Genomic DNA, 14,570 nt, shown 5'->3' with positions numbered 1-14,570 from the left:
GGGTCGCGCGGCCGCGCGGGCGCGGACCGGGCGAGCAGCCGCGAGCGGCCGGTCGGCGCGGCAGGATGGGGGCATGCGCAGCCTCGAAGTCCTCCTCGACCCGGAGTCGGAGGCCCGGATCCGCGGCCAGTGGGAGGCGCTCGAGGCGGCCGGCATCCCGAGCCTCGCGCTGCACACCTCAGCCAGCAACCGCCCGCACCTCACCCTCCTCGCCGGCCCCGAGCTGACCCCGCCGCTGCCAGGCGCGCTCGGCGAGCTCCCGGCGACCGTCGAGCTCGGCGCCGTGCTGCTGTTCCCGCACGCCGGCCGCTTCGTGCTGGCGTGGGGAGCCGTGCGCTCGCCCGCCCTCGACGCCCTGCACGCCCGCGCGACCGAGCTGATGCCGGGCGCCGTGCCCACCTCGCTCCCCGAGTCCTGGACCCCGCACATCAGCGTGTCCCGCCGACTCCGCGCCGAGCAGCTCGCCCAGGCCGTCCCCCTTCTCGGCGAGCCCTTTCCCGTCGGTCTCGCGAGCATCCGCTTCTGGGACGGCGACACCAAGACGATCACCGACCTCTGACACCGCCGGCCTCTCGCCCCGCCCGCCGGCCTCTCGCCTCGCCCGCAGGCTCCTCGCTCGCCCGCTTCCCGCCGACCTTCGGCTCGTGAGTCCACCTCCGGCTCGTGCAATCGACCGGTTCCTGCGTGCCCGAGGCCGTATCGCGAGCCGGAGGCACTCCAGCCGCCGCCACCCCGCCGTGCCCGTCCCTCCTCCCCAACCCCGCACCCGCCGCGACCGTCCCCAGAACGCCGCTCGCCCGGGGCCGCGTCGGAGGCGGCGGGTAGAGTTCCACGGGTGACAGAGCCCACCGCGACCGCCCTCTCGACCGCCGAGCTCCCGACCGCGGACGCCGGGGCCGGGTCCTCCGCCGCGGCCCAGGAGATCCTCGAGCGGGTCTTCGGCTACGGCTCGTTCCGCGGCGAGCAGCAGGCCATCGTCGAGCAGGTCATCGGCGGCGGCGACGCGGTCGTGCTGATGCCCACCGGCGGCGGCAAGTCGCTCTGCTACCAGATCCCCTCGATCGTCCGGCCGGGCACCGGCGTCGTCGTCTCACCGCTGATCGCCCTGATGCAGGACCAGGTCGACGCCCTGCGCGCGAACGGCGTGCGCGCCGAGTTCCTCAACTCCACCCAGGACATGGGCGAGCGCCAGCGCGTCGAGCGCGCCTACCTCGACGGCGAGCTCGACCTCCTCTACGTCGCCCCCGAGCGCCTCGGCAACGAGGGCACCAAGCAGTTCCTCGCCCGCGGCCGCATCGCCCTGTTCGCGATCGACGAGGCGCACTGCGTGAGCCAGTGGGGCCACGACTTCCGCCCCGACTACCTCGCCCTCGGCGAGCTCGCCGAGCGCTGGCCCGACGTCCCGCGCATCGCCCTCACCGCGACCGCCACCGAGGCGACCCACCGCGAGATCACCACCCGCCTGCACCTCGGCGCGGCCCGCCACTTCATCTCCAGCTTCGACCGCCCCAACATCCAGTACCGGATCGTCAACAAGGTCGAGCCGCGCAAGCAGCTGATCGACTTCCTCAAGCGCGAGCACGCGGACGACGCGGGCATCGTCTACGCGCTCTCGCGCAAGAGCGTGGAGGCGACGGCCGAGGCCCTGCGCGCGGCCGGCTTCGACGCCGTCGCGTACCACGCGGGTCTCGACGCCCGGGTCCGGGCCGCCGCGCAGTCGCGCTTCCTCCGCGAGGAGGGAGTCATCGTCTGCGCCACGATCGCGTTCGGCATGGGCATCGACAAGCCCGACGTCCGCTTCGTGGCGCACATCGACCTGCCGAAGTCGGTCGAGGGCTACTACCAGGAGACGGGTCGCGCCGGCCGCGACGGCCTGCCCTCCACCGCCTGGCTCGCCTACGGCCTGCAGGACGTCGTCCAGCAGCGCCGGATGATCGACGAGTCGCCGGGCGACCTCGCGCACCGACGGCGGATGTCCGCGCACCTCGACGCGATGCTCGCCCTCTCCGAGACGGTGCAGTGCCGCCGGATGAACCTCCTCGCCTACTTCGGCCAGGAGAGCACCCCCTGCGGCAACTGCGACACCTGCCTCGAGCCGCCCGCCTCGTGGGACGGCACGGTCGCCGCGCAGAAGTTCCTCTCGACGGTCGTCCGGCTGAAGCGCGAGCGCAACCAGCAGTTCGGCGCCGGCCACATCATCGACATCCTCCGCGGCAAGACCACGCCCCGGACGACCCAGCACAAGCACGACACGATCGCCACCTGGGGCATCGGCGCCGACCTCAGCGACACCCAGTGGCGCGGGGTCGCCCGCCAGCTGCTCGCGCAGAGCCTGCTCGGCGTGAACGACGACGGCTTCGGCACGCTCGTGCTGACCCCCGAGTCGTCGTCCGTGCTGAGCGGCGAGCGCAAGGTCGAGCTGCGGCAGGAGCCCGAGCGCCCCGCGCGCTCGAGCGGCTCGTCGCGCTCCGGCCGCTCCACCGTCTCCGACCTCTCGGCCGAGGCGCAGCCCCTGTTCGAGCGGCTCCGGGAGTGGCGCGTCGCCCAGGCCCGCGCGCAGTCGGTCCCGGCCTACGTCGTCTTCAACGACGCGACCCTCCGCGAGATCGCGACGGTCGAGCCGACCACGATCGACGCCCTCAGCGTCATCGGCGGCGTCGGGCAGAAGAAGCTGATCACCTACGGCGCGGCGGTGCTCGCCGTCGTCGCCGGGGAGACCCCCGAGATCACCGAGCCCGACGCGAACCAGGAGCCGGCCCCGGCGCGCCGCCAGCCCGCCGCTCGGGCGACGGCTGCCCGCTCGTCCGGCGCGCGCCCGTCCTTCGGAGGCGAGCGCTCCGGTCCGCCGGTGTCCTCCGCCCCGCCCGAGGACGACTGGGTCCCGCCGGAGGAGCCCGACGAGGACCCCGGCTGGGACACCTACTGAGGCGCGGCGGCGCTGGAACGCCGGCAGCGCCGACCCCGCGGTCGGCCTGAGCGTCGCCGTCAGCCGTCGCCGTCAGCCGTCCGCGCCGGTCGAGGCCATCCAGCCGCCGAGCAGGGTGCAGCCGAAGGACAGGGCGAGCCCCGCGATCGGCACCCAAAAGGCGATCCGCCGCACCACCAGCAGCACGATCGAGACGGCGATCGCCGCGAGGAACGGGACCCACACCCCGGCGGCCGCGACGAGCACGCCCCAGCCGATCAGGTCGCCGTTGCAGTCGTTCGCGCCCATGCACGCGTCGCTCGCCATCGCGAAGAACAGCCCGAAGTAGGACAGCAGCAGGGTGACGGCGCCCGCTCCCAGGATCAGCGCCACGGTCAGCACCAGGTCCCACACCCGCACCGGGCGCCGCTGCCGAGCCGGGCTCCACGGTGTGCCGGGACCCGACGGCCGGGCCGACTCCAGCGCCTGCACCGCCTCCATCGAGGTGGGCGGCCGCCAGTCCGGCCGGTCCTCCCGTCGGGGCGGCGGAGGCGGAGGCAGCTGCGGCTCGCTCATGCCCCGAGCCTAGCCACGCCCCTCCCGCCACCCCAGGTCCCCCCATGCTGGTCGATCAGTCCCGCAGGGACGTATCGAGACCCACCCGCCTAGGCACGAAGGCTCTGCAGACCCGAGGCCCACCACCGGCGGATCCGCGTCCCGCCACGCTGGCAGGTTCCGACAACCCGCGCCCGCTCGCTCCCGCCGCCCTTTGTGGCCGCGCGACGGAACGTTTCCGGGATCCACCGGCCCGACCTACCGTGCAGGAGCACCGCCTCCCGACGCACTGCAGCGCCGGGATCGACCGCTCGATCCACCCCACCGGCCGATCGCGAGCGGTCCGAACCGAAGACGGTCGAAGGGATCCTCCTCATGAGCACCACTGCGCCCCGCCCCCACTCCGCCGCGGACGCCGCCGACCGCGCCGGAACCCGCACCCGGGTCCGCCGCTCGCGCTCCGGCCCGATCACCCCGACCCCGCCTGTCGACGTGCTCGGCAGCGAGGTCGACGCCCGGCTCGACGAGGACGGCGCCCCCGGAGTCGACGTCGCCGCCCTCGGTGAGCTGCTGCTCGGCGACTGGCGCGAGCAGCGCCTCGCGACCCGCGCCCTCACCTCCCGCCCCGAGCTGCACCGGACCGACGGCCTCCCGATGGCCGAGCACCGCGCGCGGGTCACGCAGCAGATGAGCATCCTCGCGGCGGAGGGCGGCGTGCACCGCGCCTTCCCGGTCGCCCTCGGCGGCGACGCCGACCACGGCGGCAACATCGCCGGCTTCGAGGAGCTGGTCACCGCCGACCCGTCCCTGCAGATCAAGTCCGGCGTGCAGTGGGGCCTCTTCGGCGCCGCCGTCCTGCACCTCGGCACGCAGGCGCACCACGAGAAGTGGCTGCCCGGCATCATGAGCCTCGAGATCCCCGGCGCCTTCGCGATGACCGAGACCGGGCACGGCTCCGACGTCGCCTCGATCGCGACCTCCGCGACCTTCGACGAGGAGGCCGGCGACTTCGTCCTGACCACCCCGTTCCGCGCCGCGTGGAAGGACTACCTCGGCAACGCCGCCGTCGACGGCCGCGCCGCCGTCGTCTTCGCCCAGCTCGTCACCCGCGGCGTGAACCACGGCGTGCACGCGTTCTACGTGCCGATCCGCGACGACGAGGGTGCCTTCCTCCCCGGCGTCGGCGGCGAGGACGACGGTCTCAAGGGCGGCCTGAACGGCATCGACAACGGCCGGCTGCACTTCGACCGCGTCCGCGTGCCGCGCGAGAACCTGCTCAACCGCTACGGCGACGTCGCGGCCGACGGCAGCTACTCCTCGCCGATCGCGAGCCCGGGCCGCCGCTTCTTCACCATGCTCGGCACGCTCGTGCAGGGCCGCGTCTCGCTCGACGGCGCCTCGGTCGCCGCCTCGAAGATCGCGCTGACCATCGCGGTCACCTACGGCGACCAGCGCCGGCAGTTCACCGGCGGAGGCGACCGCGAGGAGGTGCTGCTCGACTACCAGCGGCACCAGCGCCGGCTGCTGCCGCGCCTGGCGACCACCTTCGCGGCCGGCTTCGCGCACGACCGGCTGCTGCGCGCCTTCGACGACGTGTTCTCGGGCAGGAACGACACGGACGAGTCGCGGCAGGATCTCGAGACGCTGGCCGCGGGCCTCAAGGCGCTCTCGACCTGGCACGCCCTCGACACCCTGCAGGAGGCGCGCGAGGCCTGCGGCGGCGCCGGCTTCCTCGCCGAGAACCGGCTCACTCAGCTCCGCGCCGACCTCGATGTCTACGCGACCTTCGAGGGCGACAACACCGTGCTGCTGCAGCTCGTCGCCAAGCGCCTGCTGACCGATGTCGGCCGCCGCTTCAAGAACGCGCAGCCGGGGGAGCTGGCCCGCTACGCCGTCGGCCAGGTCGCCGGAGCGACGGTCAACAACTCCGGGCTGCGGCGGCTCGCGCAGGTCGTCGCCGACCGCGGCTCGACGGCCCGCTCGGTCGGCCAGCTCCGCGACGAGCAGCGCGAGCTGCTGACGGACCGCGTCGAGAGCATGGTCTCGGGAGTCGCGTCGCGCCTCCGCTCGGCGTCGAAGCTGCCCGCCGACGAGGCCGCCCGCCTCTTCAACGCGCACCAGAGCGAGCTGATCGAGGCCGCCCGGGCCCATGCGGAGCTGCTGCAGTGGGAGGCGTTCACCGAGGCGCTCGCCTCGATCGAGGACGACGGGACGCGCACGGTGCTGACCTGGCTCCGCGACCTGTTCGGCCTCGAGCTGATCGAGAAGCACCTCGCCTGGTATCTCCTGCACGGCCGGCTCTCCTCGCAGCGGGCGCTCGCCGTCACCTCCTACATCGACCGCCTGCTCGCGCGCCTGCGCCCGCACGCCGGCGACCTGGTCGCCTCGTTCGGCTACCGCCCCGAGCACATCCGCGCGTCGATCGCGAGCGGCACCGAGGCCGTCCGCCAGGAGGAGGCGCACGCCTGGTACGAGGCCGCCCGCGCCGCCGGCACCCTCCCCACCCCCGAGAAGTCGCCGAAGCGCTGACCCCCTCCGCGAGATGCCACTTGTGCACGCGACACGCCGTGAGAAGCGTGCACAAGTGGCATCTCGCGACCGGCGTCAGCGCTCCAGGAAGGCCAGGGCGGCGTCGCGCTCGGCGCGGAGCTCGAGGACGGACTCGTCGATCTTCGCGCGCGAGTGGGCGTCGATCTCGAGGCCCGGGATGATCCGCCACTCGCCGTCGACGGAGCGGACGGGGAACGAGGAGATCAGGCCCTCCTCCACGCCGTAGGAGCCGTCGGACTCGACGGCGGCGGAGGTCCACTCGGTGCCGGTGACCCAGTCGTGCACGTGGTCGATCGCGGCGGACGCGGCCGAGGCGGCGGAGGAGGCACCGCGCACCTCGATGATCTCGGCGCCGCGCTTGGCGACCCGCGGCTCGAACTCCTCGTGCAGCCAGCCGGCGTCGACCAGCTCGGTGACGGGCCGGCCGTCGACGACCGCGTGGGTGACGTCCGGGTACTGCGAGGCGGAGTGGTTGCCCCAGATCGTGACGCCCGAGATCGCGTCGACCGGAGCGTCGAGCTTCGCGGCGAGCTGCGCGACGGCGCGGTTGTGGTCGAGGCGGGTCATCGCGGTGAAGCGCCCGGCCGGGATGTCCGGGGCGCTCGCACGCGCGATCCAGGCGTTGGTGTTGGCCGGGTTGCCGACCACGAGCACGCGGATGTCGTCGGCGGCGTGCTCGTTGAGCGCCGCGCCCTGCGGACCGAAGATGCCGGCGTTCGCCGCGAGGAGGTCGGCGCGCTCCATGCCGGCGGAGCGCGGGCGGGCGCCGACGAGGAGGGCGACGCTCGCGCCGTCGAACGCGGCGGCGGGGTCGTCGGTGACCTCGATCCCGCGCAGCAGCGGGAACGCGCCGTCCTGCAGCTCGAGCGCGGTGCCGGCCGCGGAGCGCAGGCCGGCGGGGATCTCGAGGAGGCTCAGCCGGACCGGGACGTCGGGCCCGAGGAGCTGCCCGGAGGCGATGCGGAACAGGAGCGCGTAGCCGATCGCGCCTCCCGCTCCGGTGACGGCGACGGTGACGGGGACGCGCTGCATGCTCATGCGGCCGACGCTAGTCCGGGTGCCTGCGCGCCGCATCGGAAGCGCTCTGCGGACGGTAGACGCCCCCTGCTGATCGAGCAGCCCGCGCAGCTCGACCAGCAGGAAGCGGTGCGGTTCAGTCCCCGCCCGGCGCCGCCGTCGACCCGCGCAGCACCAGCCGGGTGCGCAGCTGCAGCTGTCGCTCCGGCACCGGACGCCCGTCGATCAGCGCGAGCAGCATCCGCACGGCCGCGCGGCCGACCTTGTGCATCGGCTGGCGCACCGTGCTGAGCGCCGGAACGAGCCGCGACGCCTCCGGCACGTCGTCGAAGCCGACCACCGACAGCGCCTCCGGCACCGCGATGCCGAGCTCGCGCGCGACCTCGATGACGGCGATCGCCGAGACGTCGTTCCCCGCGAAGACCGCGGTGGGCGGATTGGCGCGCCCGAGCAGCTCCGTCGCCGCCGCCACCGACGGCTCGTAGTGGTAGCAGCCCACCCGCACCAGCCCGGGGTCGTAGGCGAGCCCGGCCTCGGCGAGCGCGCGCCGGTAGCCGGCCTCGCGCCGGTGCGACGACTCGAGGTCCGGGCGGCCGGCGACGAACCCGATCCGCCGGTGCCCGCTCTCGATCAGGTGGCGGACGGCGAGCACCGCGCCGCCGAAGTCGTCCGAGCCGACCGAGTGCAGCTCGGTCTGCGCGGTGAGCGGATCGACGACGACGAGGGGCAGCCCCGGGTCGCCGATCACGGAGGCGGGAGTGACGAGGATCGCCCCCTCGACGCGCGCGTCGCGCAGTCGCAGCAGCGAGTCGCGCTCCCAGCCCGGCGCGTCCTGGTGGCTGGATCCCGTGCTCGCGAGCAGGTCGAAGCGCGTCCCGTGCAGCGCCGACGCCACGCCCTTCAGCACCTCGGCGCTGAACGGCTCGACGTCGGTGAGCACGACACCGATCAGCCCGGGCCGCGCCTCCGCGTCCGCCCCCACGACTCCGCCGCCGGCGTCCTCGAGCACCGTCGCCGAGCCCGAGCTCGGCAGTCTCCCCCTGGGCACGTGGGTCACCCTTCCCGCTGGTCCGGATCGTCCCGGCCGCGTGCTGCTCGTCGCGCGGTGGACGCCGTCGAAGGCCCTGTCCACCCCGTCCCGGGATCCGGATCGCACCCTTGCGCTCCCGAATGTTCCCGGTAACATTGCCGACAGACTAGCTGAACATCCGCTCAGCGGTCGAGGACGGCAAGCGACGGAACAGCCCCCTTCCCCTCAGTGCTGACGGGGATCGGCGGCTGCTGCTCGCGCAGGCACGCTGTGGAAGCTGCTGCGCAGGAGCCGATCGCCCGACGCCGCCCTCATCGTCGGAACAGCCGCGGAGCCCGCCTCTCGGGCGCCCTCCCGCGCTGTCCTCCCGCACCGCTCCCGGTGCTCCGCACTCGCGCCCTCCCGGCGCTCGAACTGATCGGCGACGGTGCCGATCGAGGAGGAAGACCCCATGGACAAGCGACGTCCTTCCACTCCCTGGCTCGCCCGCTCCGGAGCCGCCCTGGCCGGCTGCCTGCTGCTCACCGGAGTCGGCTCCGCGGCCGCCTTCGCCGACACCGAGTACGGCGACGGCGAGGTCGACGTGAACGTCTCGATCGCCGAGGTCGAGCAGCCCGGCGTGCTCGCGATGAGCGTCGACGGCACCGCCGCGGTGCTGACCGAGAGCGGCTCCACGCCGACCGTGCGGCAGTTCACGGGCGAGCTGCCCGAGGTCACCGTCACCGACACCCGCGCCGCGGACGAGATCCCCGCCGGCGCCGGCTGGTACGTGCTCGGCTCCTCGAGCGACTTCGTCGGCGGCGCCGGCCAGCAGCCGATCGGCGCCGACCACCTCGGCTGGACCCCGCAGCTCGTCGACGGCGGCGACTCCGGTCTGGTCGCCGAGGGCGATCAGGTCGACACCGTGCTCGACGAGGGCCCCGACGCGGTCGGCCTCGTCGACCAGGAGCTGCTCGCGATCGCGCTCGACTCCCAGGGCGTCGCCGCCGAGGGCTCGTGGACCGTGAAGGCCGGCCTCACGCTCAAGACCGAGGCCGACGTCGCTCCCGGCGACTACTCCTCCGTGCTGACCCTCTCGCTCTTCGAATGAGCGGATCGGGAACGAGGGCGCTCGCGATGACCGCGGTCGGCGCCCTGCTCACGGCGGGCCTGCTCGCCTCGGCCGCCCCGGCGAGCGCCGCCAGCGGCTGGATGTCGGAGCCCTCGTACACCTCGACCGACACGGGCGACGGCCGCTACCGTGTGCCGCTGCTCAACGCGGACGTGCCCGACGTCAGCGTCGAGCGGGTGCCCGCGGCCGAGAACGACGAGGGCCGCGACGTCTACTACATGATCTCGACGACGATGCATCTGAGCCCCGGGGCTCCGATCATGAAGTCCTACGACCTCGTGAACTGGGAGATCGTGAACTACGTCTTCGACCGGCTCGAGATCGGCGACCGGTTCTCGCTGCGCAACGGCCAGAGCTCCTACGGCAACGGCCAGTGGGCGTCGTCGCTGCGGTACCACGACGGCCGGTACTACGTCGTGTTCAACACCAACAACCTCGGCGGCTCCTACCTCTACTCGACCGACGACATCGAGGACGGGGCGTGGACCCGCACGGCGCTCGGCCGCGCCTTCCACGACCCGTCGCTGTTCTTCGACGAGGCCGACGGCGGCACGCCCTACATCTTCTACGGCTCCGGCTCGACCAGCGCGGTGAAGCTCAGCGACGACCTCACGACGGTGGTCGGGGAGTATCCGGACATCCTCCGCACGTCCGACTACCCGGGCGCCGGCTACCTCGGCGGCCTGTTCGAGGGCGCGCAGGTGCAGTACATCGACGGCCAGTACTACATCGTGATCATCACCTGGCCCTCGGGTCAGGGCCGCCAGGTCGCGCTGTTCCGCTCGTCCGAGCTGCTCGGCCGCTACGCCACCGCCGACGGCGGCAACCCCTACGAGGGCCGCGGAGTGCTGAACTCGAGCGGCTTCGCGCAGGGGAGTCTCGTGCCGATGGCCCGCGAGGACGGCACGACCGACTGGCACGGCATGTTCTTCCGCGACAGCTTCCCGACCGGCCGCATCCCGGGTCTGATCCCGGCGACCTGGAAGGACGGCTGGCCGACCTTCGGCACGAACGGCTCGGTCCCGGTGGGCGGCAGCTTCCCGAAGCCGATCCGCCTGAGCCCGGAGGAGGAGCTGTTCGAGAGCCAGAAGAGCCTCGTCGTCTCGGACGACTTCGACAACGACGCGCCGGCGAAGGCCTACCAGGACGAGGAGTGGACGATCCCGGCCGCCCCGAGCATCGACCCGGCGCTGATCGGCGTCGAGCTGCTGCAGAACCCGGGGGCGGAGTCGGGCACGGCGCCGTGGGCCGGCCAGTTCGGCGCGACCCTCACCGCCGACAGCTCGGATCCCGCCTCGGGCACCGCCGCGCTGAAGGTGGGCACCAGGACCCTGAACGGCTCCGGACCCAGCCAGATCCTGGCCGCGAAGCTCCAGCCCGGCGTCACCTACACGGTCTCCGCGAAGGTGAAGCACACCAGCGGCCCCGCCTCGGTCCGCTTCAACCTCTGCGCCGACTTCGGCGCCGGACCGCAGACCATGGTCACCGCCGCCGTCCCGCAGGGACAGTGGACCACGATCACGGGGCGCTACACCGTGCCGCAGAACGCGAGCGTCTCGAGTGTGAAGTTCGCGGTCGAGACGCCGTGGGGGAACCCGCAGCCCGCGTCCTCGAGCGTCGAGTACCTCCTCGACGACGTGTCGATCATCGGCGCCGCTCCGACGACCGAGCAGCCGTCCGCCGCCGAGATCGCGCCGAACGGCTCGCGCCTGGACCCGGCCTGGCAGTGGAACCACGCCCCCGACAACCGCTACTGGTCGCTGACCGAGCGCGAGGGCTGGCTCCGCCTCACGAACGGCAAGGTCGTCACCGGGGAGTACCGGCACACCAAGCTGTCGGACTCGCCCGAGCTGACCTGGCTCGAGGAGGCGCGCAACACGCTCTCGCAGCGCATCGTCGCGCCGAAGCAGTCGGCCGAGGCGACGCTGGACGTGTCGGGGATGAAGGACGGGGACGTCGCCGGCCTCGCCGCCTACAACCGCGGCTTCTCGTACGTCGCGGTGAAGCGGGTGGACGGCGTGAACACGGTCGGAGTGGTGAACCGCGGCCAGCCGTTCGCGCAGACCTTCGACCAGGCGGCCGTGGAGGCGTTCCTCCCCGGGACCACCGCCGTGCTGCCCGCCGGTGCCGAGGTGCACCTGAAGGCCGACCTGGAGCTGAACGACCCGGCGGGGCAGCTCTGGACGACCTTCTCCTACAGCCTCGACGGCACGACGTGGAGGGCGCTCGGCAGCCGCGTCGGCCCGCAGACGCTCGACGGGACGCTGACCCACTTCATGGGCCACCGTCTCGGGCTGTTCAGCTACGCCACGCAGACGACCGGCGGTCACGTCGACGTCGACGAGTTCCTGCTCAGCGACACGCTCTCCTCGGAGGGGAAGGCGCTCGACCGCGCGCCGCTCGACGCCGCGATCGCGCACGCCGCGACCCTCCGCGAGGCCGACTACCCGGCGGACGCGTGGGCCGCGATGCGGTCGGTGCTCGTGAAGGCGCAGGCCGTCACGACCGCCGGCACGCAGAACCGGCTCGACGCCCCCGAGCGCGCGCTCAGCTACCAGCTGGCCCGCCTCGGGACGCTGAGAGCGGCGTCGCTCGACGTCACCGCGGAGTCGAGCACGCGCTGCATCGCCGGGAAGGTCGTCGTCACCGTGAAGGCGACCAACCGCGAGCAGGTGCCCGTCGCGATCGAGATGACGACCGCCTCCGGCGCGAAGTCGTTCGCCGCCGTCGCTCCCGAGAGGAACGCGAGCCACGCGTTCACGACCCGAGCGACGAGCGTCCCGGCCGGCGAGGCGACGGTCACCGCGACCGCCGTCGTCGACGGCGCCCCCGTCAGCACCACGGTCCGCGCGCCGCACCCGGCGGCGACCTGCGGCTGACCCTCGCGGGCGGCCGGTCCTCGAGGCCGCCCGCCCGCGACCCCCGACCCGTCGCCGGCGCTCGCCGCCGACGACGACACCCAGAACGACGCGATCAAGGAGGATTCGTGAGAACACGACAAGAAGCCGCCCCGAAGGGCAGGCTGCGACTGAGGCTGCTGGCGACAGCGGCCCTCACCGCACTGCTGGTGGCGCCCTTCGCCGCCCAGACCTCGTCCGCCGCCGAGCAAGAGCTCATCGTCAACGGCGGGTTCGAGAACGGCGTGGCGAACTGGTTCGTCAACAACGGCAACGCCGCCGACGCCGGCAGCATCGCCGTGACGGCGGATGCGAAGACGGGGTCGGGCGCCGCGCTCGTCACCGGGCGCACCACGACCGGCGCGGGAGCCATGCAGGACCTGACCGGCAAGGTCACCGCCGGTCAGACCTACCAGGTGAAGGCGCAGATCAAGTACGAGAACGCGGCGGGCCCCGCGACCAAGCAGTTCTTCGCCACGATGCACTACGGCGGAGGCACCTACACGAACCTCGCGAGCGTCACCGCGACCAAGGGGCAGTGGGCGTCGATCACCGGCTCCTTCACCATCCCTGCGGGCCAGAGCGTCGCCACCGCGCGGCTGTTCTTCGAGACCCCGTGGACGGCCACCCCGTCGGCCGCGCCCGACACCCACCTGATGGACTACACGCTCGACGACGTCTCGCTCGTCGGCGCCGCGCCGCCGGCCCCCGCGTCGAAGACCATCGAGGTCGTCGGCAAGCTGCCCGGCGATCACAACCCGCTCATCGGCTGGAAGTTCGGGGCCGACGGCTTCGGCTTCGTGGAGAACGGGCGCGTGTACATGTACATGACGAACGACACCCAGGGCTACGCCCCGAACCCGGCGACGGGCGTCTCTCCCGGGATCGACTACGGGAAGATCAACCAGATCACCGTGATCTCCTCCGACGACCTCGTCAACTGGACCGACCACGGCGAGATCCAGGTCGCCGGCTCCGCGGGAGTCGCGCCCTTCACCGGCAACTCGTGGGCGCCCGGCATGGCCAAGAAGACCGTGAACGGCGTCGACAAGTACTTCCTCTACTACGCCAACGGCGGCGGCTCCAGCAACGTGATCACCGGCGACTCGCCGGTCGGCCCGTGGACGAGCCAGCGCACCTCGACGCTGATCAACGACACCACCCCCGGTGCGGACGTCGCGTGGAAGTTCGACCCGGCGCCGCTCATCGACGACGACGGCCAGGGCTACCTGTTCTTCGGCGGCGGACCCGCCTCGACCGCCCTCCCCGCGGCCGAGCGCTTCAACAACCCGAAGAACATCCGCGTGATCGAGCTCGGTGACGACATGATCTCCACCGAGGGCACGGCCGCCGTGGTCGACGCTCCGGTCGCGTTCGAGGCGGCGCAGGTCTTCGAGCGCGAGGGCAAGTACTACCTTTCCTACTCGTCGCACTTCGGCGGCACCGACTTCGGCGGCAACCAGACCCGCGTGCCCGGCTACCCGGGCGGCGGCGAGATCGGCTACATGATCTCGGACGACCCGATGTCGTGGCCCAAGGAGGCGTACGCCGGCGTGATGTTCCCGAACCAGAGCCGCTTCTTCGGAGCGGGGACGGGCGGCAACAACCACCAGTCGGTCTTCGAGCTCGGCGGCAAGTACTACTTCACCTACCACGCGCCCACGCTGAACAAGCGGATCAACGGCGACACCACCCAGGGCTACCGCAGCCCGCACATCCAGGAGCTGCAGTTCAACGCGGACGGCACGGTCCAGCAGGTCGTCGGCGACTACGCCGGCGTCGACCAGGTCAAGGACTTCGACCCGTTCCGCACCTTCCCGGCCGAGACGATCGGCTGGAGCAAGGGCATCGCGACCGGACCGCTGGGCACCCCCGGCGCCGGAGCGACGCAGAACCTGACCCTGCGCGACCTCGACAGCGGCGACTGGACCGCCCTCTCGGCCGTCGACTTCGGCGACACGGGAGCGGCGACGTTCTCGGCCCGCGCGAAGGCCCTGCAGGCCGGCGGCAGCATCACCGTGCGTCTCGACTCCGAGACCGGGCCCGTCGCGGGCACGCTCGCGGTGACCGGGGCCACGGGGGAGTGGGCCGACCTGAGCACGACGCTGACCGGAGCGACCGGAGTGCACGACGTGTACTTCAGCTACTCCGGCCCGACCGGCGACCTGTTCGAGCTCGACACCTTCGCCTTCACCGAGGGCGAGGCGGCCCCGGCCCTCGAGCTCGCGGCGAGCGCCTCCACCCGCTGCATCGCGGGCAAGGCGATCATCACGGCGCAGGCGACGAACGCGTCCGACGCGACCGCCGCGGTGACGATGACGACCGCCTACGGCACCAAGACGTTCGCGTCGGTCGCCGCCGGCGCGACGGTCTCGCACGCCTTCACCACCCGGCAGGTGAGCCTGCCCGCCGGCGCGGTGACGGTCGGCGCCTCGGCGACGATCGACGGCACCCCCGTCTCCGCGGAGGTGACCGCCGCCTACCCGGCCCGCCCCTGCGCCTGAC

General features: G+C 73.0%; 9 protein-coding genes. 6 read left to right on the top strand and 3 right to left on the bottom strand.

Annotation, left to right across the window (positions count from 1 at the left end):
* Positions 1-73 precede the first annotated feature (73 nt).
* Both GTU73_RS17390 and recQ read left to right on the top strand, forming a co-directional pair.
* On the top strand, positions 74-559 hold the full coding sequence (locus GTU73_RS17390; RefSeq protein WP_160090884.1) for a 2'-5' RNA ligase family protein: 486 nt from the start codon (positions 74-76) through the stop codon (positions 557-559).
* Positions 560-922: 363 nt separating this feature from the next.
* On the top strand, positions 923-2,926 hold the full coding sequence (recQ, locus tag GTU73_RS17385; protein ID WP_244231877.1) for a DNA helicase RecQ: 2,004 nt from the start codon (positions 923-925) through the stop codon (positions 2,924-2,926).
* Between the two features lie 72 nt (positions 2,927-2,998).
* Here recQ and GTU73_RS17380 read toward each other — a convergent pair whose 3' ends face one another.
* Positions 2,999-3,481 carry a DUF6264 family protein gene (locus GTU73_RS17380; RefSeq protein WP_160090882.1) on the bottom strand — a complete coding sequence of 161 codons (483 nt, stop codon included), beginning with the start codon at positions 3,479-3,481 and terminating at the stop codon, positions 2,999-3,001.
* Positions 3,482-3,835: 354 nt separating this feature from the next.
* On the opposite strand from GTU73_RS17380, the gene GTU73_RS17375 reads away from it, so the two are divergent.
* Positions 3,836-5,989 carry an acyl-CoA dehydrogenase gene (locus GTU73_RS17375; RefSeq protein ID WP_160090881.1) on the top strand — a complete coding sequence of 718 codons (2,154 nt, stop codon included), beginning with the start codon at positions 3,836-3,838 and terminating at the stop codon, positions 5,987-5,989.
* Positions 5,990-6,064: 75 nt separating this feature from the next.
* Here GTU73_RS17375 and GTU73_RS17370 read toward each other — a convergent pair whose 3' ends face one another.
* Both GTU73_RS17370 and GTU73_RS17365 read right to left on the bottom strand, forming a co-directional pair.
* Positions 6,065-7,042 (bottom strand): malate dehydrogenase, encoded by a 978-nt coding sequence (locus GTU73_RS17370; RefSeq protein ID WP_160091459.1) that lies wholly within the window; start codon positions 7,040-7,042, stop codon positions 6,065-6,067.
* Between the two features lie 121 nt (positions 7,043-7,163).
* Positions 7,164-8,075, bottom strand: coding sequence for a substrate-binding domain-containing protein (locus tag GTU73_RS17365; protein ID WP_160090880.1), 912 nt, complete (start codon positions 8,073-8,075; stop codon positions 7,164-7,166).
* A gap of 433 nt (positions 8,076-8,508) precedes the next feature.
* On the opposite strand from GTU73_RS17365, the gene GTU73_RS17360 reads away from it, so the two are divergent.
* From GTU73_RS17360 to GTU73_RS17350, 3 genes are all read left to right on the top strand, one after another.
* Complete coding sequence (locus GTU73_RS17360) at positions 8,509-9,147, top strand: hypothetical protein (protein WP_160090879.1); 639 nt, start codon at positions 8,509-8,511, stop codon at positions 9,145-9,147.
* Entirely contained in the window at positions 9,144-12,047 is a 2,904-nt protein-coding gene (locus GTU73_RS17355; protein ID WP_160090878.1) for a family 43 glycosylhydrolase, read from the top strand. Before GTU73_RS17360 ends, GTU73_RS17355 begins: the two co-directional genes overlap by 4 nt.
* A gap of 107 nt (positions 12,048-12,154) precedes the next feature.
* Positions 12,155-14,569, top strand: a complete 2,415-nt coding sequence (locus GTU73_RS17350) for a family 43 glycosylhydrolase (RefSeq protein ID WP_208543691.1) — start codon at positions 12,155-12,157, stop codon at positions 14,567-14,569.
* The last annotated feature ends 1 nt before the right edge of the window (position 14,570 follow it).

This window comes from Rathayibacter sp. VKM Ac-2804, assembly GCF_009866655.1.
GTDB lineage: Bacteria > Actinomycetota > Actinomycetes > Actinomycetales > Microbacteriaceae > Rathayibacter.
This window is presented reverse-complemented; position numbering and strand designations above follow the sequence as displayed.

What these genes read in the sequence shown, in the direction of transcription:
- GTU73_RS17390 (WP_160090884.1), top strand. Translation starts at nt 74, where the DNA reads ATGCGCAGCCTCGAAGTCCTCCTCGACCCGGAGTCGGAGGCCCGGATC.
- GTU73_RS17380 (WP_160090882.1), bottom strand. Translation starts at nt 3,481, where the DNA reads ATGAGCGAGCCGCAGCTGCCTCCGCCTCCGCCGCCCCGACGGGAGGAC.
- GTU73_RS17375 (WP_160090881.1), top strand. Translation starts at nt 3,836, where the DNA reads ATGAGCACCACTGCGCCCCGCCCCCACTCCGCCGCGGACGCCGCCGAC.
- GTU73_RS17370 (WP_160091459.1), bottom strand. Translation starts at nt 7,042, where the DNA reads ATGCAGCGCGTCCCCGTCACCGTCGCCGTCACCGGAGCGGGAGGCGCG.
- GTU73_RS17360 (WP_160090879.1), top strand. Translation starts at nt 8,509, where the DNA reads ATGGACAAGCGACGTCCTTCCACTCCCTGGCTCGCCCGCTCCGGAGCC.
- GTU73_RS17355 (WP_160090878.1), top strand. Translation starts at nt 9,144, where the DNA reads ATGAGCGGATCGGGAACGAGGGCGCTCGCGATGACCGCGGTCGGCGCC.